Source organism: Dactylosporangium cerinum (assembly GCF_042653625.1).
Classification (GTDB): Bacteria; Actinomycetota; Actinomycetes; order Mycobacteriales; family Micromonosporaceae; genus Dactylosporangium; species Dactylosporangium cerinum.
Genome location: NZ_JBHSIU010000086.1, coordinates 143776 through 166099 on the forward strand (window position 1 = coordinate 143776; position 22324 = coordinate 166099).

Consider the following 22324-nt stretch of genomic DNA (forward strand, 5'->3'; position numbering starts at 1 on the left):
CAACCCGCGCGAAGCGCGGACACCCCCAGCAGTGCCCAACAATGGCAGGAGCGGCAAATGCGTGACGTGGTCGAGATCGGGCTGAGTAAGAGCGCCCGGCGTGGCTACCACCTGGACGACATCGCGATCGTCCCGACACGGCGCACCCGTGACGTCGACGACGTGTCGACCAACTGGCAGCTCGACGCGTATCCGTTCAAGATCCCATGCGTGGCGCACCCCTCCGACGCCATCATGAGCCCCGCGACCGCGGTCGAGCTCGGCCGCCTCGGCGGGCTCGGCGTGCTCAACGTCGAGGGTCTCTGGACCCGCTACGCCGACCCGAGCAAGATCCTGGAGGAGTTGTCCGACCTCGACGACGACTCGCAGGCCACCAAGCGCCTCCAGGAGGTCTACGCCGAGCCGATCAAGCCGGAGCTCATCGGCGAGCGGGTCAAGGAGATCCGCGACGGCGGCGTCACCGTCGCCGTGCGCGTCTCACCGCAGCACACCCTCGCCCTGGCCCCGGTCATCCTCGACGCGGGCGTCGACCTGCTCGTCATCCAGGGCACCCTCGTCTCCGCCGAGCACGTGTCGACGACCGACGAGCCGCTCAACCTCAAGGAGTTCATCGCCGACCTGGACCTGCCGGTCATCGTCGGCGGCTGCACCAACTACCAGACCGCGCTGCACCTGATGCGCACCGGCGCGGCCGGGGTCATCGTCGGCATCGGCGCCGACGAGTGGTCGACGACCGACCGGGTCCTGGGCATCCGGGTGCCGATGGCGACCGCGATCGCCGACGCCGCTGACGCCCGCCGCGACTACCTGGACGAGACCGGCGGCCGTTACGTCCACATCATCGCCGACGGCAACCTGCAGACGTCCGGTGACATCGCCAAGGCCCTCGGCTGCGGCGCCGACGCCGTCATGGTCGGCGAGCCGCTGTCGCGCAGCAACTCCGCCCCTGCCGGCGGCGCCTGGTGGCACTCCGCCGCCAGTCACCCGAAGCTGCCCCGCGGCTCGTTCGGGTCCGCGGAGGAGACCCTGGGCACCCTCGACAAGGTGCTCTACGGGCCGTCCGAGGACCCCGACGGCGTGCTCAACCTGTTCGGCGGCCTGCGGCGGGCGATGGCCAAGTGCGGCTACCGCGACCTGAAGGAGTTCCAGAAGGTCGGCCTGGTCCTCGACCGCTGACCCGTTCCACCCCGTCGTGGACGGCCCGGCCCGGTTCCCCCGGCCCGGGCCGTTCGCGTTCCAGCCGATCGCGGTTCGGCACGCCAGCACCGATCATGGCTGAGAACGAAGCCCGGCGATCGCCAGACCGGGTGGCGCCAGCGCCGAAACAGTGACCTCTCGCCGCCGCCCATGATCGAAGGAGCGCCGTGGCCGTCCACGCGACCGCCCGGCGCCTTCGGCGGTCGCGGTGACCACGCAACCCTGTCGAACGGACGGGCCAGTGGCTGGTCGGAACCCCTACGCGAACCGCAACCAGCGATCTTCCACGCCCGCGCTTGATCGAAGGAGCGCGTGGGTCGGGCGGGCGACCACTGCGCTCCTTCGCTCGGGTGCGGTCAGCGGGGGAGGGCCTGCTGGAGCTCGGCGCGCAGCGCGGGGGTGAGCATCTCGCCGGCCTGCTTGGCGAGCCGGGCCATCTCGTAGCCGACGACGCCGATGTCGGCCTCGCGGCCGGCAAGGGTGGCGAGGATCGAACCGTCGCGGATCGTCATGACCAGGAAGAAGCCCTGGCCCATCTCGACGACGGTCTGCTTGACCTCGTCGCCGTCGAAGATGCGGGCGGCACCGCTGGTGACACTCACCAGGCCCGACGTCACGGCGGCCAGCTGGTCTGCGCTGTCCCGGGGCAGATGGTCCGAGACCGCGACCAGCAGGCCGTCGGAGGACACCACCACCGCGTGCGCGATGCCCGGCACCCGTTCGGTGAAGGCGTTGATCAACCAGCTCAGGTCCCGTGCTTGTTGGCTCAGGGTCACGCCGTGCTCCCTCGATGATCGTTGATCGGCACCGTGGGTACCTCATCCTCGTTCGCGGCTCGGTGCACGCCACTGTAGAACCGGGTGAGCATGCTGCTGACGCTCGCTGGGTCCGGCTCGGTGTGCGATGCCACCATGATCGGTTGCGTCACGTCCGGCATGGACGCCTGCCCGGTGTCACCCGGCAACTGTGCCAGCGGCACCCGGATCGGCAGTCCGCTGGCGCTCGTGCCCGCGGTCACCGGGGTGCGCTGGGCCGGGACCGACGGTGTCGTCGACGCGGGCGCGTCGCCCGCGCCGGCCTTCGACCACCACCGGGTCCCCTTGGCCGGTGGCGCGGCGTTGCCCCGCGCCGCCGCGCCGATGATGTCCTCGGCCCGGCTGGGTCCGCGCCGCGCCGGCGCCGCGGCCGGCCCGCCGTTCGACGGCCGCTGCGCGAGCGGCCCGGAGGCCGGTGCCGCGGCAGCCGGCGTGGCGGGAACCCCGGAAACCGGTGCACCGGGCGCGCCACCGTTGGTCGCGCCTCCGTTGGTCGCGCCGGCACCCGGCGTGCCGTTGCCGCCGGCAGCCTGACCGGGCACACCCGACACGGGCACACCTGACACGGGCACACCGGAGACGGGTACACCCGAGACGGGCGCGCCGCGCATCGCGCCCCCGGAGACCGGCACGCCGGACACCGGTGCACCCGACACCGGCACGCCGGAGACCGGCGCCCCGGAGCTCGGCGCCCCGGACACGGGAACTGCGGAGACCGGCACGCCCGGGACGGTCGTGCCGTTGGACGGGACCCGCTGGCCCGGCACGACGTCCGAGTCGGCCGACGCCGACGCGGAAGCCGCAGCGGCCGCGGCCGACGAGGCGACCGGCCAGGTCGTCACCGCGACCGGCGCCGAGGGCAGGGGCGGCGCGGCGACCGCCGGCACGTCGTCGTCGGCGCCCGCGAGGCTGGGCCGGGCGGGCAGCGCCGCCAGCACCGCCGTCGGGGCGTCCTCGATGGAGATCACCGTCGCGCCGGGGCGGTCGCTCTCGGCGGCGATCGGCAGGCGTGACATGCCGGCGATGCGGTTGCCGCTGCCGTGGTACAGCCCGGCGCCCTCCGGCGGGGCGGCCAGGAGGCGGGCCGGGAGGGTCACGTACGCCGTGACGCCCTCGTCGGTGGCGTCGAGCCGGACCTGGACGCCGTGCCGCGCGGCGAGGTGGCCGACGACGACGAGACCCATCCGCTCGGACGCGGCGACGTCGATGGCGATCGGGGCGGAGACGCGGTCGTTGGCGTCGATGAGACCGGACTCGGTCATGCCGAGGCCGCGGTCCTCGATGACGATCGTGGCTTCCTTGGTCTGCTTCGCGGGCCAGCCGGCGACGGTGACGACCGTGTCCGGCGGCGAGAACGTGGTGGCGTTCTCCAGCAGCTCGGCGAGCAGGTGGACGATGTCGGAGACGGCGTGCCCGACGACGAAGATGTCGGTCGCCACGTCGTGGCGGATCCGTGCGTACTGCTCGATCTCCGCCATCGCGGCCAGGGTCACCGCGGACAGCGAGACCGGCTGCGCCCATCGCCGGGTCGCCTCGCTGCCGGCGAGGACGAGGAGGTTCTCGTCGTTTCGCCGCATGCGGGTGGCGAGGTGGTCCAGCCGGAACAGGTTCGCCAGCTGGTCGGGGTCGGTCTCGGCGGACTCCAGCTGGTCGAGCAGCTGCAGCTGACGTTCGACCAGGGTCTGCGAGCGGCGGGCCAGGTTGACGAACATCGAGTTGACGTTGCGCCGCATGACGGCCTGCTCGACGGCGAGGCTGACCGCGCTGCGGTGCACGGCGGTGAACGCGTCGGCGACCTCACCGATCTCGTCGGTGGAGCGGACCCTGGTGGTGGTGTCGACGGTGACCGTCTCACCCCTGGGCAGGGTCCGCAGGCGTTGGATGGCCTCCGGCAGGCGGTGCTGCGCCACGTCGAGGGCCTGCGCCCGCAGCTGCCGCAGCGAGCGCGCCATGGACCGGCCGATGAGCCAGGACAGCAGCAGCGCGACGAGCATGACGAGCACGATCACCGACGTGGCCACGATGGCGTCGGTGCGCTGGGCGGTGCTGCGGTTGCCGGCGCCCTCGATCGCGTCCTCGAGCAGTTCCTGCTCGATGGTGCGGATGTAGTCCAGCTCGCTGGTGCTGGCCAGCCACCACTCCTCGGGGGTCACGCCGACGGCGGCGCCCCGGGCGCGGGAGATGACCTGCTGCTGGAGCCGGGTGACGGTGCCGACCGAGGGCTGGCGCAGATTGCGGTCGTAGAGGGCGAGGTGCCGCGGGCTGGCGGAGCCGCGGAACTGCTCGACGGCGGCGACCTGCCGCGCCTGGATCTCCGAGAACGTCTCGAAGTCGTCGGGGGCGAACCTGCCCGCGCTCGCGGCCGCGAAGATCCGTCCGCGCAGCTGGTCCTTGAGCTCCTTGGCCTGGGCGAGGTCCATCAGGGAGGAGACCTCGGCGACCGACTGGGAGTCGCCGCCGATGTCGGGGCGGTCGGGGACCAGCTCGAACAGGTGCTGAATGGTGGAGGAGTACTGGTCGAAGACCGCCTCCTGGCGCAGCCACCGCTGCTTCACGCCCTCGCGGACCAGGTACAGGTCCGCGAAGTCGGCGCTGACCCGGTTCTGCGACTGGTTGAAGATCGGGTTGGCGAGCAGCGGGCGCGCGGCCTTGGAGAAGGCGGCCAGCGCCGCGTCGGTGGCGGCGTAGTTCGCCGACAGCTCCTGATTGCTGGAAGTCGATCCGGCCGGCGCCTGCACGGTGGTCGACTTGGCGAGAACTCCAGCCGTTCGGTCCCTTTCCAGCTGCAGATAGTGGATCAGATTGGTCAGTTGGCGGCCGACTTTGACCCCTTGGGCGAACTGGTCGAGCTTGGAGGCGTCCTGCACGGAGGCATTGATCTGAACCCCTGCGATGACCAGGAAGGCCACGGCGGGCAGCACGAGCACGGCGGCGAGCTTGGTCGGCACCCGCCAGTCGCGGACCCGGAACAGCGACGCGCTGCGTCGCTGCGGCTCCCCTGGCCTGCGTCGCCGGTGGCTGTTCACCTTCATGACGACGGCGGGAGCCCTCGATGAAGGTGGCGAAGCGAAGGTCTGCACCCCTCACACCTTTCGCATGCGTCATCGCGCTGCCTGAGCAGCGTGCGAGCCTTATCAAACCAGGGTTGCGACATCTGTCCAACCACGTCATTGTGGTGCAGGTCACATTACTCGAAGCTCGACACCGGGGTTGAAACGCATCGACCAGACAGGAAGGATACGGCCGTCCGACCTGCCGCGTGTCCCAAGGAGTCCTCTGTCGTGCACATCCACGGCCGCCGGCCCGCAATGGCCGTGTTCGCCGCGGCTGTTTCCGTCACGGCACTGCTGCTGACCGGCTGCACGAGCAAGGGCAGCCCCGCGCCGAAGATCCCCGCGACGCTCGCCATCGGCCTGCTCGTCTCCACGACCGGGCCCAATGCCGCGATCGGCCAGCAGGCCCAGCTCGGGGCCAAGCTCGCCATCGAGATGGTCAACAACGACGTCAAGGACCTGCCGATCAACCTGCCGCTGAGCACCGGGGTCGGCCTGCGCAACGGCGCGAAACTCTCGCTCGTCGTCGGCAACACCGAGAGCGCGCCGGAGAAGGTCGAGAAGGAGGCGTCGCGCCTCGTGCACGACGGCGCCGTGGGCCTGATCCTGGCCGACACGCTCGACGTCGCCGCACCCGCCGGCCGGGAGACCGACACCATCGGCGTGGCGCTCGTCGACGCGCTGAGCACCGCGGACACGTTCGTCGACCTCAACCGGGCCGCGCACTTCCGGATCCAGCCGAGCGACCGGCAGATGGTGTCCACCGCGCTCGCCCTGCTCTACCGCGAGCGCAACGGCGACAGCCAGTTCAGCCGGGTCATCACCGCGTCGGGCCGGGCCAGCGGCGCGACCGGCGACGAGATCGCCAGCGTGCGCACCTCGATCGCGGACCTGAGCCTCGCCGCCGGCTACGCGATCGGCGACAAGGAGCAGATCACCCTGGCCGCTGACGGCGCCGGTGACAGCGACTTCGTCAAGAAGGGCGACGCCGTCCTCGCGATCGTGACCAACGCGCAGGAGGCGGCCGCGGCCGCCGAGCTCGCCGGCCGGCTCAAGGGCAAGGCGCCGGTCATCGCGTTCGGCCCCGGCGTCGGCGCGCTGGACGCGATCAAGGGCAACAACCAGGTGCTGCGGGCCAGCGGCTGGTCCAGCGAGTTCGCCGGGCGCAACCCGATCGCGAGGATCGTCGGCGGCATGTTCGAGCAGGCGTTCCACACCAAGATGACCGACGTGGCCGCGGCCGCCTTCACCGCGACGATGATGCTCGCGCTGGCGATGGACTCCGTGGCCGACCCGAGCCCGCCGGTGATCCGCAACGCGGTGCAGCAGATGTCACTGCCGGCGACGCAGACCGTCATGCCGTGGAACGGGATCCGGTTCGACGGCAGCGGCTACAACCAGCTCGCCGCCGGCGTCATCGAGCAGCACGTGCCCAACGGCTATCAGGTGATCCACCCGATCGAGCTGGCCGCGACCCCGACGCTCAGCCTGTAAGGAGCCGCCGCAGCTCGTCCGGCTGCCGGTAGAGCTCGTTGAGATCGAGCACCTCGCCGTCCGGGGCGACCAGCCGGCGGGCCACCAGCGGATGCTCGCGCCGCCACTCCTTCTTCAGGAGGGTGTACTCGACGAGCACCGACAACAGCACGACGCCCATCCATGGGGGTGCCGGCGGGTCCTCCCCGGTCTCGCTGCCGAACGCCTCGCCGCGGCGGGCCCGTTCGACGTCGACCGGCCGGCGCAGCAGGGTGCCGGCGAGCTCGTCCCGGCCGTCCGGGTCGCGGCCGAGCACCGCGCGCACCGCCTGGACGTACTCACGGGCCTGCCGCTCGACCTCGCCGCCGTACACCTCGACGGGGAGATGCTCGAAGCGCGTCCAGGTGCCGTCGCCGCCGATGACCTCGGCCGCGAGGGCCTGCTCCTCCTCGGCGGTCAGCGAGTCCAGGGCGATCGCGTCCGTGGCCAGTCCGGGCTTCGGGACCTCGTGGAGGGCCCGCAGGTCCGCGGCGAGCCCCGGGTGCCGCTGCGGCACCTCGTCGAGCAGCGCGGCGCCGTCGACGGTGGGCGCGCCCCACCGCTCCAGCCGCAGCCGCCACCCGGCGTGCAGGTCGGCGATGCGCACCGGCGCCGGGCCCGGTTCCGGGCCGTCGGCGGCGATGAGGCGGCGGCCCTCGGCGGCGGCGAACGCGGCGAACGCGGTCTCGATCGTCGCGGCCCGCAGCATGGCCGCGGCGGCGTCCTCCACCCCGGACAGCCCACCGCCGCCGGCGGCGATCGCGGCCGCGTCGCGGACCTGCTCGACCGCGAGCTGGAGGGTGCCGGTCGCGGCGAGGAGCTTCGGGTCGGTGCCGGCGGCGCGGGCGGCGAGCAGGCCACGGACCAGGTCGGCGTGCTTCGTGTCCGGCAGCGCCAGCTCGTGCGCCAGCAGGATGCGCAGATGATCGGCCGGCAGGCCCCAGACCAGGGGCAGCCCGACGCGCAGGACCGCGCCGGTCCAGTGGACCGTGCCCGATCCGGTGAGGGCGACCGCCACCGGCGGCGGGGCGTCGGCGTACTTCGCCGCCTCGATGACCAACGAGTGCAGGGCCGCGTGCCGGGCGGCGCTCACGGTGGCGGGACCGGGGCCGCCGTGCGCCGTGCCGGCACCGCGCAGCAGCCGGCGACCACGCCAGGCGGGCAGGCCGCCGGGAAGTCTCGCCATGTGCCTCAGTGTGCCGCACCCGGCGCCGGTGTCCAGGGAGGCGCGACGGTTGGACTGACACCCGCCGATGCCAAAATAGGTACTTCCCAGTAACTTACCGGTGGGTCACCATGAGGCGTGCGATATGACGTGGTGGTCATCGGTTCGGGCTTCGGCGGCAGCGTGACCGCGCTCCGCCTGGCCGAGAAGGGCTACTCGGTCGCGGTCCTGGAGGCCGGCCGGCGCTTCGCCGACGACGAGTTCCCCAAGACGTCGTGGGACGCCAAGCACTTCCTGTGGGCCCCCGCCCTGCGCTGCTTCGGCGTCCAGCGGCTGACCCTGCTGCGCAACGTGCTGGTGCTGTCCGGCTCGGGCGTCGGCGGCGGGTCGCTGATCTACGCCAACACCCTCTACCGGCCGCTCGAGCAGTTCTACGACGACCCGCAGTGGCGCGACATCGCCGACTGGCGCACTGAGCTCGCGCCGTTCTACGACCAGGCCGAACGCATGCTCGGCGTCAGCGTCTACCACCGCATGACCCGCGCCGACGTGGCGATCAAGGCGGTCGCGGAACGGATGGGCGTCGGCGACACCTTCCACCAGACCCCCGTCGGGGTCTACTTCGGCAGGTCCGGCGTCGACCCGTACTTCGGTGGGGCCGGCCCGCTGCGGCACGGCTGCGAGCATTGCGGCGCCTGCATGACCGGTTGCCGGGTCGGGGCGAAGAACACCTTGGTCAAGAACTACCTGCATCTGGCTGAGCGGCTCGGCGCGGAGGTGCATCAGTTGACGACGGTGGCGTCGGTGCGACCTGACGACGGCGGCTACCGCATCGACACCCGCGGCACGGGTCGCCGGCGGGACCGGCGGACGTTCCACGCGGGCCAGGTCGTGTTCGCCGCGGGTGCCCTGGGCACGCAGGAGCTGCTCCTGCGGATGCGCGCCGACGGCCACCTGCCCGCGATCTCCGCGACGGCCGGCACGCTCACGCGGACCAACTCCGAGTCGATCGTCGGCGCCCGTTCGCTGCGCAAGGACGTCGACTTCACTGACGGCGTGGCGATCACCAGCTCGTTCCATCCCGACGCGCACACCCACATCGAGCCGGTCCGCTACGGCCCCGGCTCCAACGCCATGGGCCTGCTGCAGACCGTCCTCACCGACGGCGGGCCGTGGCGGCCGCTGCGCTGGTTCGGCGCCTTCTTCCGGCACCCGATCCGGCACACCCGGGTGCTGTCGGTGCGCCGCTGGTCGCACAAGACGGTGATCGCGCTGGTCATGCAGTCGCTGGACAACTCCCTCAACGTCCGGCTGCGCCGCGGCTGGACCGGCCGGCGCAAGCTCACCACGTCGCAGGGCCACGGCGAGCCGAACCCGACCTGGATCCCGGCCGGCAACCAGGCCGTCCGGCTGCTCGCCGAGGAGATCGGCGGCATGCCCGGCGGCAGCTGGTCCGAGGTCTTCAACATCCCGATCACCGCCCACATCCTCGGCGGCGCGCCGATCGGTGACTCGCCGGAGCGCGGGGTCGTGGACGCCTACCACCGCGTGTACGGCCACCCCGGGCTGCACGTCGTCGACGGCGCGGCGGTCAGCGCCAACCTCGGCGTCAACCCGTCGCTGACGATCACCGCCCAGGCGGAGCGGGCCATGTCCATGTGGCCGAACCGCGGCGAACCCGACCCGCGGCCGCCGCTCGGGGAGGCGTACCAGCCGGTGCCGCCCGTCCCGCCGGACAATCCGGCCGTTCCGGCCGGTGCGCCCGGCCAGCTGCGGCTCACCCCTGTACCCACGCCGCAACCGCTGCAAGAACAGCCCTGAGACGCAGGTCACGTCGGGGTGCCGACTAGGCTCGACGGCATGACCACGCCGCCGCCGGTTCTCGTCGTCGACTTCGGGGCCCAATATGCGCAGCTGATCGCCCGCAGGGTGCGTGAGGCGCATGTCTACTCCGAGATCGTCCCGCACTCGATGCCGGTCGCGGACATGCTCGCCAAGGGCCCGGCCGCGATCATCCTGTCCGGTGGTCCCTCCTCGGTCTACGAGGAGGGCGCCCCGCAGGTCGACCCCGCCCTGTTCGCCGCGGGCGTGCCGGTCTTCGGCATCTGCTACGGCTTCCAGGCGATGGCCGTCGCCCTGGCCGGCGAGGCGAGCCACACGGGCCTGCGTGAGTTCGGCGGGACGCCGCTGAGCATCATCGACGGTGGCGTGCTGCTGCGCGGCCTGCCCGACGCCCAGTCGGTGTGGATGAGCCACGGTGACTGCGTCACCGTCGCCCCGCCCGGGTTCACGGTCACCGCGGGCTCGCCCGCCGCGCCGGTCGCCGCGTTCGAGGACGTCTCCCGGCGGCTCGCCGGGGTGCAGTTCCACCCCGAGGTCGCGCACACCCCGCACGGCCAGGAGGTGCTGCGCCGGTTCCTCTACGAGATCGCCGGCATCGAGCCCACCTGGACGTCCAACAACATCATCGAGGAGCAGGTCGAGGCGATCCGGGCCCGCGTCGGCAGCAAGCGGGTGCTGTGCGCGCTGTCCGGCGGGGTGGACTCCGCCGTCGCCGCCGCACTCGTCCACAAGGCCGTCGGCGACCAGCTGACCTGCGTCTTCGTCGACCATGGCCTGCTGCGCGCCGGCGAGGCCGAGCAGGTCGAGAAGGACTACGTCGCGGCCACCGGCATCAACCTGAAGGTCGTCGACGCCTCCGCGCGCTTCCTCGGCGCCCTCGCGGGCGTGATCGACCCCGAGCAGAAGCGCAAGATCGTCGGCCGGGAGTTCATCCGGGTCTTCGAGCAGGCCGCCCGCGACCTGGAGGCCGAGGAGCATGTCGAGTTCCTCGTCCAGGGCACCCTCTACCCGGACGTGGTCGAGTCCGGCGGCGGCACCGGCACCGCCAACATCAAGTCCCACCACAACGTCGGCGGGCTCCCGGACGACCTGCAGTTCGCGCTGGTCGAGCCGCTGCGGACGCTCTTCAAGGACGAGGTGCGCGCGATCGGCGCCGCCCTCGGCCTGCCCGAGGAGATCGTCATGCGGCACCCGTTCCCCGGCCCGGGCCTGTCGATCCGGATCATCGGCGCGGTCGACGAGGAGCGCCTCGCCATCCTGCGCGCCGCCGACCTGATCGCCCGCGAGGAACTCACCGCGGCCGGCCTGGACCGCTCGGTGTGGCAGTTCCCGGTGGTGCTGCTCGCCGACGTGCGCAGCGTCGGCGTCCAGGGCGACGGCCGCACCTACGGTCACCCGATCGTGTTGCGCCCCGTCTCCAGCGACGACGCCATGACCGCCGACTGGTCCCGGCTGCCGCACGAGCTCATCGCGAAGATTTCCACCCGGATAACAAACGAGGTCCGGGAGGTCAACCGGGTGGTCGTGGACGTTACGTCCAAGCCTCCGGGCACTATTGAATGGGAATGAATCCCCGTTCAGGTCAGTGTCGCCCTTGCGACTGGCTGGAATTGCCGGACAATTTATCTCCGTGACTCCAGCGTTACAGCCGCTCCGACGCATCGCGGCCTATTGCGTCATCGCCGACTCCGACGAGTTCCTGCTGGTCCGGGCGTCGGCGAAGTCCGGCACGCCCGGAGTCTGGTCGCTGCCCGGCGGCGCCGTCGACCACGGTGAGAACCCCGTGGACACCGTCGTGCGGGAGACCGCCGCGGAGACCGGCCTGTCGGTCGCGGTGGCCCACCTGCGCGACGTCATCGCCGACATGCGGGCACTGCCCGACCGCGGCCTCACGATCCACACCGACCGCCTCATCTACGAGGTGACGATGCGGGGCGGCGCGCTGCGCGACCGGGTCGGCCAGCCGACCGACCTGGCCCGCTGGGTCACCCGCGAGGAGGCGGAGCAGCTGCCGCTGCGCCGGTTCACGGCCGACGCGCTCGGCCTGGTCGAGGCCGCCGTCGACCTGCGCCCCGACGGCGTGCCCGAGGTGCCGTCCTTCTACGCCGTGCCCGGCCCGGACGGGTTGCACCGGGCCCAGCGCTTCGCCGCCTACGCCGTGTGCACCGACCGGCGCAACCGCGTCCTGCTGACCCGCATCTCCGACGGGTACCCCGGCGGCGGCTCCTGGCACCTGCCGGGCGGCGGGACGGACTTCGGCGAGCAGCCCGGGGTGGCCCTGATCCGCGAGCTGGTCGAGGAGACCGGCCAGGAGGGCCGCATCGTCGAGCTGCTCGGCGTCGCCTCGCACCGGGACGCGGCCCAGCTCGGCCCCGAGGGCTACCCGATCGACTGGCACGGCGTCCGGGCGTTCTACCGCGTCCACGTGGCCCGCTCCAGCCGCCCGGTGATCCACGACGTCGGCGGCTCCACCGCGGACGCCCGTTGGTTCGACCCCGAGGACCTGGACGAACTCGCATTGACGGAGGTCACCGAGGAGGCGCTGCGAGGGGTCGGCCTACGCTGAGATCATGAGCGCATCCCGGATGATCACTGTCTACGGTCGCCGTCCCGGCGGCACCGACGACATCGGGGGACCGGTCCGCCACGGCGAGAGCCCCACGACCGCGATGGTCCGGCACTTCGTCGAACAGGCCGACCTGTCCGTCGTGGTGCTGTCGGTGCTCGACGTGCACGCCGTGATCACACCCGAGCTCCATGAGGACCGGGTGGTCTTCGAGGTCGCCCTGGCGCCCGGCGCGGCGGTCGGCGACTTCACCGAGCGCCCGGACCCCAACGGACTGCCGACCGGGCAGCGTTTCGCCGCGTACGGCTTCGTCACCGACCCGTCGGACAACGTCCTCCTCACCCGGATCGCGCCGGGCTACCCGGGCGCGGGCAAGTGGCACCTGCCGGGCGGCGGCACCGACCCCGGCGAGCAGCCGTCCGAGGCGCTGCTGCGCGAGCTGATCGAGGAGACCGCCCAGCAGGGCGAGATCGTCTCGCTGCTCGGCGTCACGCACCGGCGCAACCCCGGTGCGATCGGCCCGGAGGGGTACCCGATCAACTGGCACGCGGTGCGCGCCCTGTACCGCGTCCTGGTGCCCTCGCCGACCACACCCAGAGTGACCGAGGCGGCCGGCGGTTCGACCGCCGCGGCGGCCTGGTTCACCCGCGCCGAGCTGCCTGCTCTTCACGTCACCGAGGTCGTCCAGTGGGCCGCCTCACTCCCACGACCGTAAAGTGATCGTGATCGTTAAGATAAATTATAGGTGAATTTGGTACTACGCTGAGTAGTCCGGCGTAAGCCCTGGAAGAGCATGTTTCTAGGCGGGTTCCTATCTGAGCCATCGCCAAGCGCGACACGATATGCGATGGTGTAGATCGCGAGACAGTCTCGCGAAGACGGGCAACTAGGGGCAAAACGCCCTCGAATGCGACCGTGGGAACCCCGTTCCTGCATGGAGGATCAGTGCCGAGAGCACCTTGGCAGCGACGACGCACCACGGACAGTCCGCGCCCCGGAGGGGGCCGGCAGTGGGCAGGGCGGCTGCGACGCAGCGGTTCGCTTGCCCGCCAGGTGCTCTTCGCCGGGCGGGTCGGTCGTCGCGGTGACGGCAACGTCGCCGGCGCCACCGCACTGCTCATGCCGCCGCCGACTGAGACCGACGCCCGTGAGGGCAGGGTCCGGCTCCCCCGGCTGCGTATGCGGCGCCGTGACGGACTGTCACGAGACGTGGTGTCTGTCGCGCCGGTCAGCCCGGCCGTGCCGCCCCTCGCGATCGCTCCCGACGAAGGTCCCGGCCTCAGCATCCCGCTGCTGCCCGGCGAGCGCACCGTCGCCCGGCGCATCCGCTTCGCCCTTGTCAACGCCTGCACCATCAGCAGCCTCCTGCTGGGCCTCGCCGCGATCTTCATCGCCGTCAACCACGGCGACGTCCGCGTCGCGGCCACCCTGCTGATCGCCTGCGTCATCTTCGACGGCCTCGACGGCTTCCTGGCCCGCCGCCTCGGCGTCGCCAGCCCGTTCGGCGCTCAGATGGACTCCCTCGCCGACATGTGCTCCTTCGGCCTGGCCGCACCCGTCGTCGTCTACGCCTGGCTCAACGACTCCGCCCCGGCGGCCGTCCTGATGCCGGCCTGCGCGCTCGTGGCCGCCTGCGCCGCGATCCGCCTGGCCCGCTTCAACGTGTCCCCGAAGGACGGCCGCTTCTTCTGCGGCGTGCCGACCACCATGTGCGCGGCGGTGCTCGCCCTGGCCACGCTCATCGCCCCGGAGATGCCGCCCGTCCTGCGGGTGGCCGGCGTCGCCGTCCTGGGCCTGGCGATGGTGTCGAGCTTCCCGTATGCCAAGCTCGCCCGCCTGGCGAAGCTCCCGCCGTGGCTGTTCGTCCTGCCGGTCGTCGGCGCGCTGGTCGACTTCCGGTTGACGTTCGTCGCGGTGGTGCTGGCGTACCTGGTGAGCGGCCCGGTCCTCTGGCTCCGCCAGCGCCGCCACGTCACCGCCTGACACAGCTCCGCGACACCAGGCGCCCCGCCTCCGGTCCTCCGGACGTGGGGCGTTTGCGCATATTTCCCGACCGCAGCCTCCCGGTGCTGATCGGTCCTTGGATCATGGGTTGCGCCGCGGAGTCTGTACCGTCGGGTGCTGAATGCGGCTTTTGTCCAGCTGGAAGGTGTTGGCTTCACCGGAAAGCCCAGGACCGGGCGGCCCCGACCTGCGCCGCGGTCCGGGTCGTGTTGATAGCCGGGCCCGCCCTCGATCACGACAGGTGACACGGCGGAGGACCGGTCCGATGGTGCTTGGACCGGTCCTCCTGCAGCTGTGGTGCGGGTCGGATCAGAGCCAGTTCGCGATCACCGTCGCGCCGCCCACCACGCGGTCGCCGGGGGCGACGGCCGGGGTGGCCTTGTCCGCCGGGAGGTAGACGTCGGTGCGGGAGCCGAACCGGATCAGGCCGAACCGCTCGCCCTTGGCGAGGAGCGAGCCGACCGGGGCGCGCTGCACGATGCGGCGGGCGATCAGGCCGGTGCGCTGGACGACCGCGACCGGGCCGTGCGCCGTCTCCAGCAGCGTGTACGCCGCCACGTTGTGCTCCGCCTCCGGCTTCATGGCAGCGGCGTAGCCGCCGTCCTCGACGAAGTAGTCGACCACCTTGCCGGCGACCGGGGCGCGGTTGACGTGGACGTCCAGGACGGACAGGAAGACCGCGATGCGGAGGAACTCGATGTCGCCGAAGCGCTTGTCGTGCAGGCGCTCGACGCCGAGGACCTTGCCGTCGCTGGCGGCGACGACGGCGTTGGCGTCCTCGGGGACGTCGCGCTGCGGGTCGCGGAAGAAGGCGGCGACCGGGGCGGCGGCGAGGGCCGGGATCAGCCACAGCTTCGACTTCGGGCGGGCGGCCTTCGCCAGAGCTGCCAGGCCGAGCGCGATGCCGGCGGCGGCGACGCCGTTGGAGTCGATGTTCATGCCGCGGGTGAGGGGGACGCTCGACGGGCGGAAGGCCGGCAGCAGGTTGTGCGCCGCGGCGTGGTGGGCCGGGGTGTGCCGGAGGCGGTGCACGCGGACCGGTGGCACGTTGCGCAGGACGAGGTCGCTGCCCACGCCGTAGAGGGCGGCCTGGCGCTCCACCTCGTCGGCGGCGCCGCTCGGCAGGCGGGTGGCCGGGACGACGACGGTGAGGACGCCGCCGGGGTTGACGAGCTTGGTCAGGTCGGCGAGGACGGCCCGGGCCTCGTCGGCGCTGCCGGCCAGGGGCTCGGCGAGGATCACGACGTCGGCCGGCTCGGCCTCGGTGTGGGACTCGACGACGCGGGTCCGGTCGGTCACCCAGCGGCCCTGCCGCTCGATGTGCTCGCGCAGCGTGATGGTGCCCCCGATGGAGCCGGCGACGACGGTCAGCCGGTCGTCGGGCAGCAGTGCGTCGATGGCGGCCGCGAGGGTGGCGGAGCCGGCGGCCGCGCCGACGAGGAGGCCGGTCTTGGGTCCGCCGTGGCGGGCGAGCTCGCTGGCGAGGACCCGGGCGGCGCGGTCACCGATCTGGATCGGGCGGCGGGAGACGCCGGACGCGCCACCAACGGGAGACTGGGTCATGTCTGAAGGGCTCCTCAAAAAAAGACAAAGTAGGGCCGGCGGGAAAGCGTGTCCCGCCGGCCCAGCATATTCCGTGTCTAGTCCAAGTCGTCCTCGTCGCGCGACGCCGGCACCGAACTCGAAGGTTTGTCGTTTTTGTCGGATCGCAGGGCTCCGAGCAGTCCCAGCAGCCCGAAGACGATCAGTCCGACGGCGACGATCCAGCCGGCGTTGAGGTTGACCGTGGACGTCTGGTTGAACAGCCAGACGATCACGATGCCGAGGAAGATCAGGCCGAACGTGAGGGAGAGGCCATCGGTGCGGTGCGGCTTCACCGGGTCACCTCCAGGTTGCCGTAACGAAGGTAGAGGTTGAGGTGCAGTTCGCCGCCGCCGACGCCGTCGGTCCCGGTGTCGGTGAACTCGTTGTTCTGGTTGAACCCGCCGCACTCGCGGCCCAGGATGTGGCAGTCGCCGCCCTCGACGCGGACCTCGACGGTGACGTCCACGTTCGGCGGCAGGGTGATGCGCATGTTGCCGGTGAGGTCGATCCGGAACTCGAGGTCGGTGTTCTCGCCGCTGAAGTCGACCCCGGACAGGTCGGCGTTGATGTCGCCGATGTCGGTGCGGTAGTCACGGTCGAGCTGCTTGACCGAGGTCGGGTTGAGGTTGATGTTCTCGATGCGCTGCGGCCGGCCGATGTCCTCGCCCGTCGACGCGGTCGAGATCGCCAGGGCGATGCTCAGCAGAACCCCGAGCAGGATCATGAGCCGGGCCCGGCCGAACCACGCGCCGACGATCAGGCCGAGCGCGACGACCGCGAGCGGCACCGCGAAATACGTGCTGACCAGGAAGTTTGCCGTGGTCACCTCGAACGCGGCGAGCACGCCCAGCGACACGCAGATCAGCGAGAAGATCACCCGGCCGAGGCGGGAGCGCACCTTCGGCGGCTTCGGCGGTTTCGGGGCGAGCCCCGGATACGGCGACCCCGGCATGCCGGCCGGGTAGCCGAGCGACGCCGCGTAGGGGCTCCGGTTGCCGAACGGCCCGTGTGGCGCGAACGGCGGCCGGTAGCCGGCCGGCGCGAGGGGCGGCAACGGCGGCAGTGGCGGCACCGGAGGCGTCATGGCCGGCCGCGTCGGTGCGGGGGGGACCGGAGGTGGCGTCACGGCTGCCTGGTGTTGCAGCCACGCCGGGTGCACGGATGGTGCCCCGGCCGGACCGGTGGCGGCCGCCTGGAACGGCGGCGTGCTCGACTGGAACGGGGGCACCGACGGCGGGAACGGTGTCGTGGCCGGGGCCGGCGGCGGCACGAACGGCCCGGGCGGGGTCCCGGGCGCGCCGCCGCCCGGCTGGTTGCCCTGCGGGGCGCCGAGGAGGTTGCCCTGCCCGCGCACGAGCAGCGCGACCACGCCGATGACCACGGCCAGGCCGACCGCGGCGGGGCCGACGTTGCGCGACATCACCAGGAGGAACGCCAGCACCGCGCCGACGCCGATCACGATGGCGAGGGGCGCCGAGGTCGTCGACCGGCCGCGGCCGAGCAGGGCCTCGAGCGGGGAGCCGGTGTCGCCCTCGGCGGGCAGCAGGAGCCAGCCCAGCAGGTACGCGACGATGCTGATCCCGCCGGCGAGCGTGAGCACGGCGAAGATGACCCGCCACAGGGTCGGGTCGGTGTTGGTGGCCCGGCCGATCGCGGCGCAGACGCCGGCGACGTAGCGGCCCTGCTGGGGGCGCACGAGGTTGCCCCGGTTGAAGCCGCTGCCGAACGGCGTCGCCCCGGGCGTCCCGAACGGTCCCGGACCACCCGGGCCCGGCCCGCCGGGCGGCGGTCCGAACGGTCCATTGCCACCGGGCGGCGGTCCGAACGGTCCATTGCCACCGGGCGGCGGTCCGAACGGCCCGGTGCCACCGGGCGGTCCGGGCGGCGGCCCGGGTGGCGGTGGCGCGGAACCCGCCGGGGGCTCGTCGCGCTCGGCCTTGGTCAGGTCGACCTCGGGCGGCTCGGCCCGGACGGTGGGCGCCTCCGAGTCCTCTGGGTCCTCCAGGTCCGTGGACGCCGGGTACGCGGTCATGCCGTAGGTGGGGGCGATGTACGTGGGCTCGGTGTACACCGGCGATCCGGCGGGCGGCGCGCTGGACGGCTCGGCACTCACCGGCGCGGCGCTGACGGGCGCGGCGCTGACGGGCGCGGCGCTGACGGGTGCTGCGCTGACCGGGACCGCGCTCACGGGAGCCACGCCGGCGGGCGCGGCGCTGACCGGGGCGGCACTCACGGGGGCATCGCTCACCGGGTCGGACCGTTCGGCGTCGGCAGGGGAGTCGGGCAGGTAGTCGGCCTCGTAGCGGGGCTCCACTCGTACACCATCCGGCTTTTGATCTTCTGCATGTGCTTGTGCGGCCGCCGGCTCGTCGGCGGCAGGCGGGTTCGTCATGCCACTGATGTTCGCTGACGGGACGGCTGGTCCGCCTCAGGCATCGACCCTGACACCACCCTGATTTGCCGGTTCCGGGGTCGCTCGGAGTGGTCCAGGCGCCGGTCCACGTGTGACGATCTGGGGGACCTCACCCGACCACGCGTTGAAACGAGCCTGATGACCAGCCCCGTGCCGATCCGCCGCCTCTACCGCGAGCCCGCGGACCGGGTCGTCGCGGGCGTCGCCGCCGGCATCGCCGCGCACCTGGGCGCCTCCGTGGTGCTGATCCGGGTGGCGTTCGTGGTGCTCGCCGCGTTCTGGGGGCTCGGCGCGCTGCTCTACGCCGCGTTCTGGGCGGTGCTGCCGATGCCGCCGCACGTGGGATCCGGTCGGCGCAACGTCAACCAGCTGTTCTCGTTCCTCGCGCTCGGCATCGGCATGGTGCTGCTGGTGCTCATGGTGGAGCCCAGCGACGGCATCCAGTCGGTGATCGGCTGGCTGGCCGCGGTCATCGCGCTGGGCGCCGGCATCATCTGGCACCAGGCGGACCCGAAGCGCCGTGAGCGCTGGTCGGCGACGGTGCCGGGGATGCCATGGCTCGGCGCGGTGATGGACAACAACCGCAAGTCCTACCTCGTGCGGTTCATCGGTGGCGGGCTGCTCGTCGTCGTCGGCATCATCGGTGCCTTCGTCGCCGGGGTGCCCCTCGCCGGCGCGAACCTGGCCTCGATCGGCTACGGGCTCGGCTTCGCCGCCGTTGCCCTCGCCGGGGTCGGTCTGGCGCTCGCCCCGCTGCTGTACCGGATGTTCACCCAGCTCAGCACCGAGCGCGAGGCGCGGGTGCGCGAGCAGGAGCGGGCCGAGCTCGCCGCCATGGTGCACGACCAGGTGCTGCACACCCTCGCCCTGATCCAGCGCAACGCCGGTGACCTCAAGGAGGTCCAGCGCCTCGCCCGCGGCCAGGAGCGGACCCTGCGCAACTGGCTCTACAAGCCGACCGCCTCGCCGACGGAGAAGTTCGGCGCCGCCCTGGAGGAGGCGTCGGCCGAGGTCGAGGACACGTTCGCGATCGCGGTCGAGACCGTGGTCGTCGGCGACCTCGACGTCGACGAGCGGGTCGCGGCGATCGTCGCCGCCGCCCGTGAGGCCCTGGTCAACGCGGCCAAGCACGCCAAGGTCGAGACCGTCTCGCTGTACGCGGAGGTCGAGCCCGACTGCGTGAGCGTGTTCGTCCGGGACCGCGGCGTCGGCTTCGAGCTCACCGCCGTGGAGTCCGACCGGCACGGGGTCCGCGGTTCGATCCTCGCGCGCATGCAGCGGCACGGGGGCAAGGCCGAGATCCGCAGCACACCGGGCGACGGCACCGAGGTGCGGTTGAGCCTGCCCATCGATACGGAGAAGTGATGACTGACGAGACCCAGCGCCTGCGGGTGTTCCTGGTCGACGACCACGCCATGTTCCGCGCGGGGGTCCGTGCCGAGCTGGGCGTGCACGTCGACGTGATCGGCGAGGCGAGCGGGGTCGCCGAGGCGGTGCAGAAGATCACCGCGCTGGAGCCCGACGTGGTGCTGCTCGACGTGCACATGCCCGACGGCGGCGGGCGGGCCGTCCTGGACGCGATGCGCCGCAGCCGGCCGCAGGTGAAGTTCCTGGCGCTGTCGGTGTCCGACGCCGCCGAGGACGTCATCGGGCTGATCCGGGCCGGCGCGCGGGGGTACGTCACCAAGACCATCTCGCCGGACGAGCTCGCCGACGCGATCCGCCGGGTTGCCGACGGCGACGCGGTGTTCAGCCCGCGCCTCGCCGGGTTCGTGCTCGACGCGTTCGCCGCGCGGCCCGACGCCCCGGTCGCCGATCCGGAGCTGGACCAGCTGACCAACCGCGAGCGGGAGGTGTTGCGTCTGCTGGCGCGGGGGTACGCGTACAAGGAGATCGCGAAGGAGCTCTACATCTCGATCAAGACGGTCGAGACACACGTGTCGAATGTCCTGCGCAAACTGCAGATGTCGAACCGGTATGAGCTGTCGCGCTGGGCCGCGGATCGCCGACTCGTTTAAATTTTTCTATGGCTTTTCCGGACAAACCGGTGTGACTGGTGTGACTGGCGTGACTGGCGAGGTGACAGGAGGGGTCTCCGACCGCTACAAACGAGCGTCCCCCCTGATCCTCGTCAAAGGTGGTCCAGTTACCGTGTCACACCTTTCCCGTATGGCCGGACTGGCCGCAGCGGTGTTCGTCGGGGGTGCCGTCGCTCTGAGTGGGGCGGGCGTCGCGTTCGCCGACACCGTCACCGGCACCCAGGTCTACATCGATGACAACGCCGCCGCGATCAAGGTCATCAACCTGAAGGACAAGTCCGGCACGCCGCACGAGACCGCCGCCCCGCGCCTGGGCATCAAGGTCGCCGGCTCGACCGAGCCGGTCCTCGCGTACTGCATCGACTTCGCGCGCGACATCACGCACACCGCGTATGTCGAGTCGCCGTGGTCGAAGAACGGGAACACGTCGCCCACCGAGGCGGAGCTGGGCCAGGTGCAGTGGGTGCTGACCCACGCGTACCCGACCGTGGGCGCCGACGCGCTTCTCGCCGCCGCCAAGGGCACCAAGCCCGAGGGTGTCAGCGCCGAGCTGCTCAACAAGCTGGTCTACGCCGGCACGCAGAGCGCCATCTGGACGATCACCGACCCTGACCTCTTCGCGCTCAGCCCGTCGAAGGAAGGCTTCAACACGGGCAACACGCCGGAGCAGTACGCCGTGATCGTCGCGATCAGCGACTACCTCGTGAAGGCGTCGAAGAACCCGGCCGCCGACCCGCAGCCGAAGCTCGAGATCAACCCGGCCACGCTGGCCGGCGAGACCGGCAAGAAGATCGGGCCGTTCACCATCGTGTCGGGTGGTGGCACCGCCGACCTCACCGCCACCGGTGGCAAGCTCGTCGACGCCGACGGCAAGCCCGTCACCTCGCTGCCGAACGGCGGCAAGTTCTACGTCGTCGCCGACGCCGCGGGCACCGTGTCGATCGAGGCGAAGGGCAGCGGCTCCGTGCCGATCGGCCGCATGTTCGTCACCGCTCAGGACCCGAACAAGACGCAGAAGCTCATCCTGGCGGGTGTCGCCGGCACGAAGCTCGAGGCGAAGGCCACGGCCACCGTGACGCTGCCGCCGCCGAGCCTGCCGTTGACCGGTGTGAAGCTCACCGGCGCGATCACCGCTGGTGCGCTGCTCGTCGCGGGTGGCGTGGCGCTGCTGCTGGTGGTTCGCCGCCGGCGGGTCCGCTTCGTCGCGTAACGCTTGTTGTGCTCTCCGGGGCGGCCGCTTTCTGCGGCCGCCCCGGTGTGTTTTGTCAGGCCGGTGTGTTTGTCAGGCCGTGTGTTTGTCAGGCGGTGTGGAACACCGAGAACGCCTCGGCGAGGGTGCCTTCCGGGAGGCCCGCCGCGCTCGCCGTGGCCGCCAGGCGCTGGCGCATCAGGCCGTCGAGGTCGTCCAGGTGGGACGTCTGTGACACGTGGGCCCGCAGGGCCTTGAGCTTGCGCTCGTACGTGCCGGTGATGTCGACCACGTGATCCGGATCGGGGCCGCCGGAGTACCAGATCTCGCGGACCGTCCAGGCGGGCAGGTCGAGGTCCGTGAAGGTGAACGGGTTGCGCGCGTCCGGGTACACCGCGCACGTGGCCGCCTCCCCGGCCGCCAGATGGTCGGGGTGGCTCGGGCCGGCGATACGGTCCCAGCGGCGCAGGGGCGAGTTGGTCAGCACCCGGTCGGGGCGGAACCGGCGGATCGCCGCGGTGATGTCGCGCCGCAGTTCGATCGACGGCGTCAGGATGCCGTCGTGGTACCCGTCGAGGAACTCGACGTGGTTGACCCCGACGACCGCGGCCGCCGCGCGCTGCTCCGCCTCCCGCAGGGCCGGCATCAGCTCCCGCGGGGTGTCGTCGAACCCGCCGGCGTCGCCGCGCGTCACCAGCAGGTAGCCGACCTCGATCCCGGCGTCGACCCAGCCGGCGACGGTGCCGGCGCTGCCGAAGTCGACGTCGTCAGGGTGCGCGAGCACGCAGAGGACGCGCTGCACGTCCTGCAGAGGTGTGGCCGATCTTGGGAAGCTCATGCTTCCTGTTGTATCGCGTCCGGTCGGCTTTTTGGTCTGCGCGGCCCGCTTGGTCTGCGGGGTTCAGGGGTTTTTACTTGGGCCGCTCGGTCTGCAGGGTGTTGCCT

Annotated in this window: 17 protein-coding genes; 10 read left to right on the forward strand and 7 right to left on the reverse strand. The window is 71.9% G+C overall.

Going from position 1 to position 22324, the window contains the following annotated elements; translation table 11 throughout:
• Positions 1–57: 57 nt before the first annotated feature.
• On the forward strand, positions 58–1176 hold the full coding sequence (locus ACFPIJ_RS49680) for a GuaB3 family IMP dehydrogenase-related protein (RefSeq protein WP_380126475.1): 1119 nt from the start codon (positions 58–60) through the stop codon (positions 1174–1176).
• Positions 1177–1553: 377 nt separating this feature from the next.
• Here the strand turns inward: ACFPIJ_RS49680 and ACFPIJ_RS49685 are convergent, their stop codons facing one another.
• Positions 1554–1973 carry a roadblock/LC7 domain-containing protein gene (locus tag ACFPIJ_RS49685; protein WP_033357615.1) on the reverse strand — a complete coding sequence of 140 codons (420 nt, stop codon included), beginning with the start codon at positions 1971–1973 and terminating at the stop codon, positions 1554–1556.
• On the reverse strand, positions 1970–5092 hold the full coding sequence (locus tag ACFPIJ_RS49690; protein ID WP_380126476.1) for a nitrate- and nitrite sensing domain-containing protein: 3123 nt from the start codon (positions 5090–5092) through the stop codon (positions 1970–1972). The genes ACFPIJ_RS49685 and ACFPIJ_RS49690 overlap by 4 nt, the downstream gene beginning before the upstream one ends.
• Before the next feature lie 201 nt (positions 5093–5293).
• On the opposite strand from ACFPIJ_RS49690, the gene ACFPIJ_RS49695 reads away from it, so the two are divergent.
• Positions 5294–6559: an ABC transporter substrate-binding protein gene (locus ACFPIJ_RS49695; RefSeq protein ID WP_380126477.1), complete on the forward strand. Its 1266-nt coding sequence runs from the start codon at positions 5294–5296 to the stop codon at positions 6557–6559.
• Here the strand turns inward: ACFPIJ_RS49695 and ACFPIJ_RS49700 are convergent.
• The gene (locus ACFPIJ_RS49700; RefSeq protein ID WP_380126478.1) at positions 6549–7763 is read right to left on the reverse strand and encodes a M48 family metalloprotease; all 1215 of its coding nucleotides are present in this window, start codon (positions 7761–7763) and stop codon (positions 6549–6551) included. The two genes, ACFPIJ_RS49695 and ACFPIJ_RS49700, sit on opposite strands and share 11 nt — an antisense overlap.
• 117 nt (positions 7764–7880) lie before the next feature.
• Between ACFPIJ_RS49700 and ACFPIJ_RS49705 the strand changes: the two genes are divergently transcribed.
• The 5 genes from ACFPIJ_RS49705 to ACFPIJ_RS49725 all read left to right on the forward strand — a co-directional run bounded on the left by ACFPIJ_RS49705 (position 7881) and on the right by ACFPIJ_RS49725 (position 14133).
• Positions 7881–9563, forward strand: a complete 1683-nt coding sequence (locus ACFPIJ_RS49705; protein ID WP_380126479.1) for an FAD-dependent oxidoreductase — start codon at positions 7881–7883, stop codon at positions 9561–9563.
• A gap of 39 nt (positions 9564–9602) precedes the next feature.
• Complete coding sequence (guaA, locus tag ACFPIJ_RS49710; RefSeq protein ID WP_380126480.1) at positions 9603–11153, forward strand: glutamine-hydrolyzing GMP synthase; 1551 nt, start codon at positions 9603–9605, stop codon at positions 11151–11153.
• A gap of 61 nt (positions 11154–11214) precedes the next feature.
• A complete protein-coding gene (locus ACFPIJ_RS49715) occupies positions 11215–12150 on the forward strand; it encodes an NUDIX domain-containing protein (protein WP_380126481.1) in 936 nt (311 codons plus the stop codon).
• 4 nt (positions 12151–12154) lie between these two features.
• Positions 12155–12865 carry an NUDIX hydrolase gene (locus ACFPIJ_RS49720; protein WP_380126482.1) on the forward strand — a complete coding sequence of 237 codons (711 nt, stop codon included), beginning with the start codon at positions 12155–12157 and terminating at the stop codon, positions 12863–12865.
• Positions 12866–13173: 308 nt separating this feature from the next.
• Positions 13174–14133, forward strand: a complete 960-nt coding sequence (locus ACFPIJ_RS49725; protein WP_380126583.1) for a CDP-alcohol phosphatidyltransferase family protein — start codon at positions 13174–13176, stop codon at positions 14131–14133.
• Between the two features lie 330 nt (positions 14134–14463).
• Here the strand turns inward: ACFPIJ_RS49725 and ACFPIJ_RS49730 are convergent, their stop codons facing one another.
• The 3 genes from ACFPIJ_RS49730 to ACFPIJ_RS49740 form a co-directional block, all read right to left on the reverse strand.
• The gene (locus ACFPIJ_RS49730) at positions 14464–15717 is read right to left on the reverse strand and encodes a phosphatidylserine decarboxylase (RefSeq protein ID WP_380126483.1); all 1254 of its coding nucleotides are present in this window, start codon (positions 15715–15717) and stop codon (positions 14464–14466) included.
• A gap of 77 nt (positions 15718–15794) precedes the next feature.
• Positions 15795–16031: a hypothetical protein gene (locus tag ACFPIJ_RS49735; RefSeq protein ID WP_380126484.1), complete on the reverse strand. Its 237-nt coding sequence runs from the start codon at positions 16029–16031 to the stop codon at positions 15795–15797.
• Positions 16028–18130, reverse strand: a complete 2103-nt coding sequence (locus ACFPIJ_RS49740; RefSeq protein ID WP_465252345.1) for a PspC domain-containing protein — start codon at positions 18128–18130, stop codon at positions 16028–16030. The genes ACFPIJ_RS49735 and ACFPIJ_RS49740 overlap by 4 nt, the downstream gene beginning before the upstream one ends.
• Before the next feature lie 159 nt (positions 18131–18289).
• Here ACFPIJ_RS49740 and ACFPIJ_RS49750 point away from each other — a divergent pair, with 159 nt between their 5' ends.
• From ACFPIJ_RS49750 to ACFPIJ_RS49760, 3 genes are all read left to right on the forward strand, one after another.
• Positions 18290–19516 (forward strand): PspC domain-containing protein, encoded by a 1227-nt coding sequence (locus ACFPIJ_RS49750; RefSeq protein WP_380126486.1) that lies wholly within the window; start codon positions 18290–18292, stop codon positions 19514–19516.
• Positions 19516–20169 (forward strand): response regulator, encoded by a 654-nt coding sequence (locus ACFPIJ_RS49755; RefSeq protein ID WP_203845162.1) that lies wholly within the window; start codon positions 19516–19518, stop codon positions 20167–20169. The genes ACFPIJ_RS49750 and ACFPIJ_RS49755 overlap by 1 nt, the downstream gene beginning before the upstream one ends.
• A gap of 151 nt (positions 20170–20320) precedes the next feature.
• Positions 20321–21400: a thioester domain-containing protein gene (locus ACFPIJ_RS49760; RefSeq protein WP_380126487.1), complete on the forward strand. Its 1080-nt coding sequence runs from the start codon at positions 20321–20323 to the stop codon at positions 21398–21400.
• Positions 21401–21488: 88 nt separating this feature from the next.
• Here the strand turns inward: ACFPIJ_RS49760 and ACFPIJ_RS49765 are convergent, their stop codons facing one another.
• Positions 21489–22217: a PIG-L deacetylase family protein gene (locus tag ACFPIJ_RS49765; RefSeq protein WP_380126488.1), complete on the reverse strand. Its 729-nt coding sequence runs from the start codon at positions 22215–22217 to the stop codon at positions 21489–21491.
• Between the last annotated feature and the right edge of the window lie 107 nt (positions 22218–22324).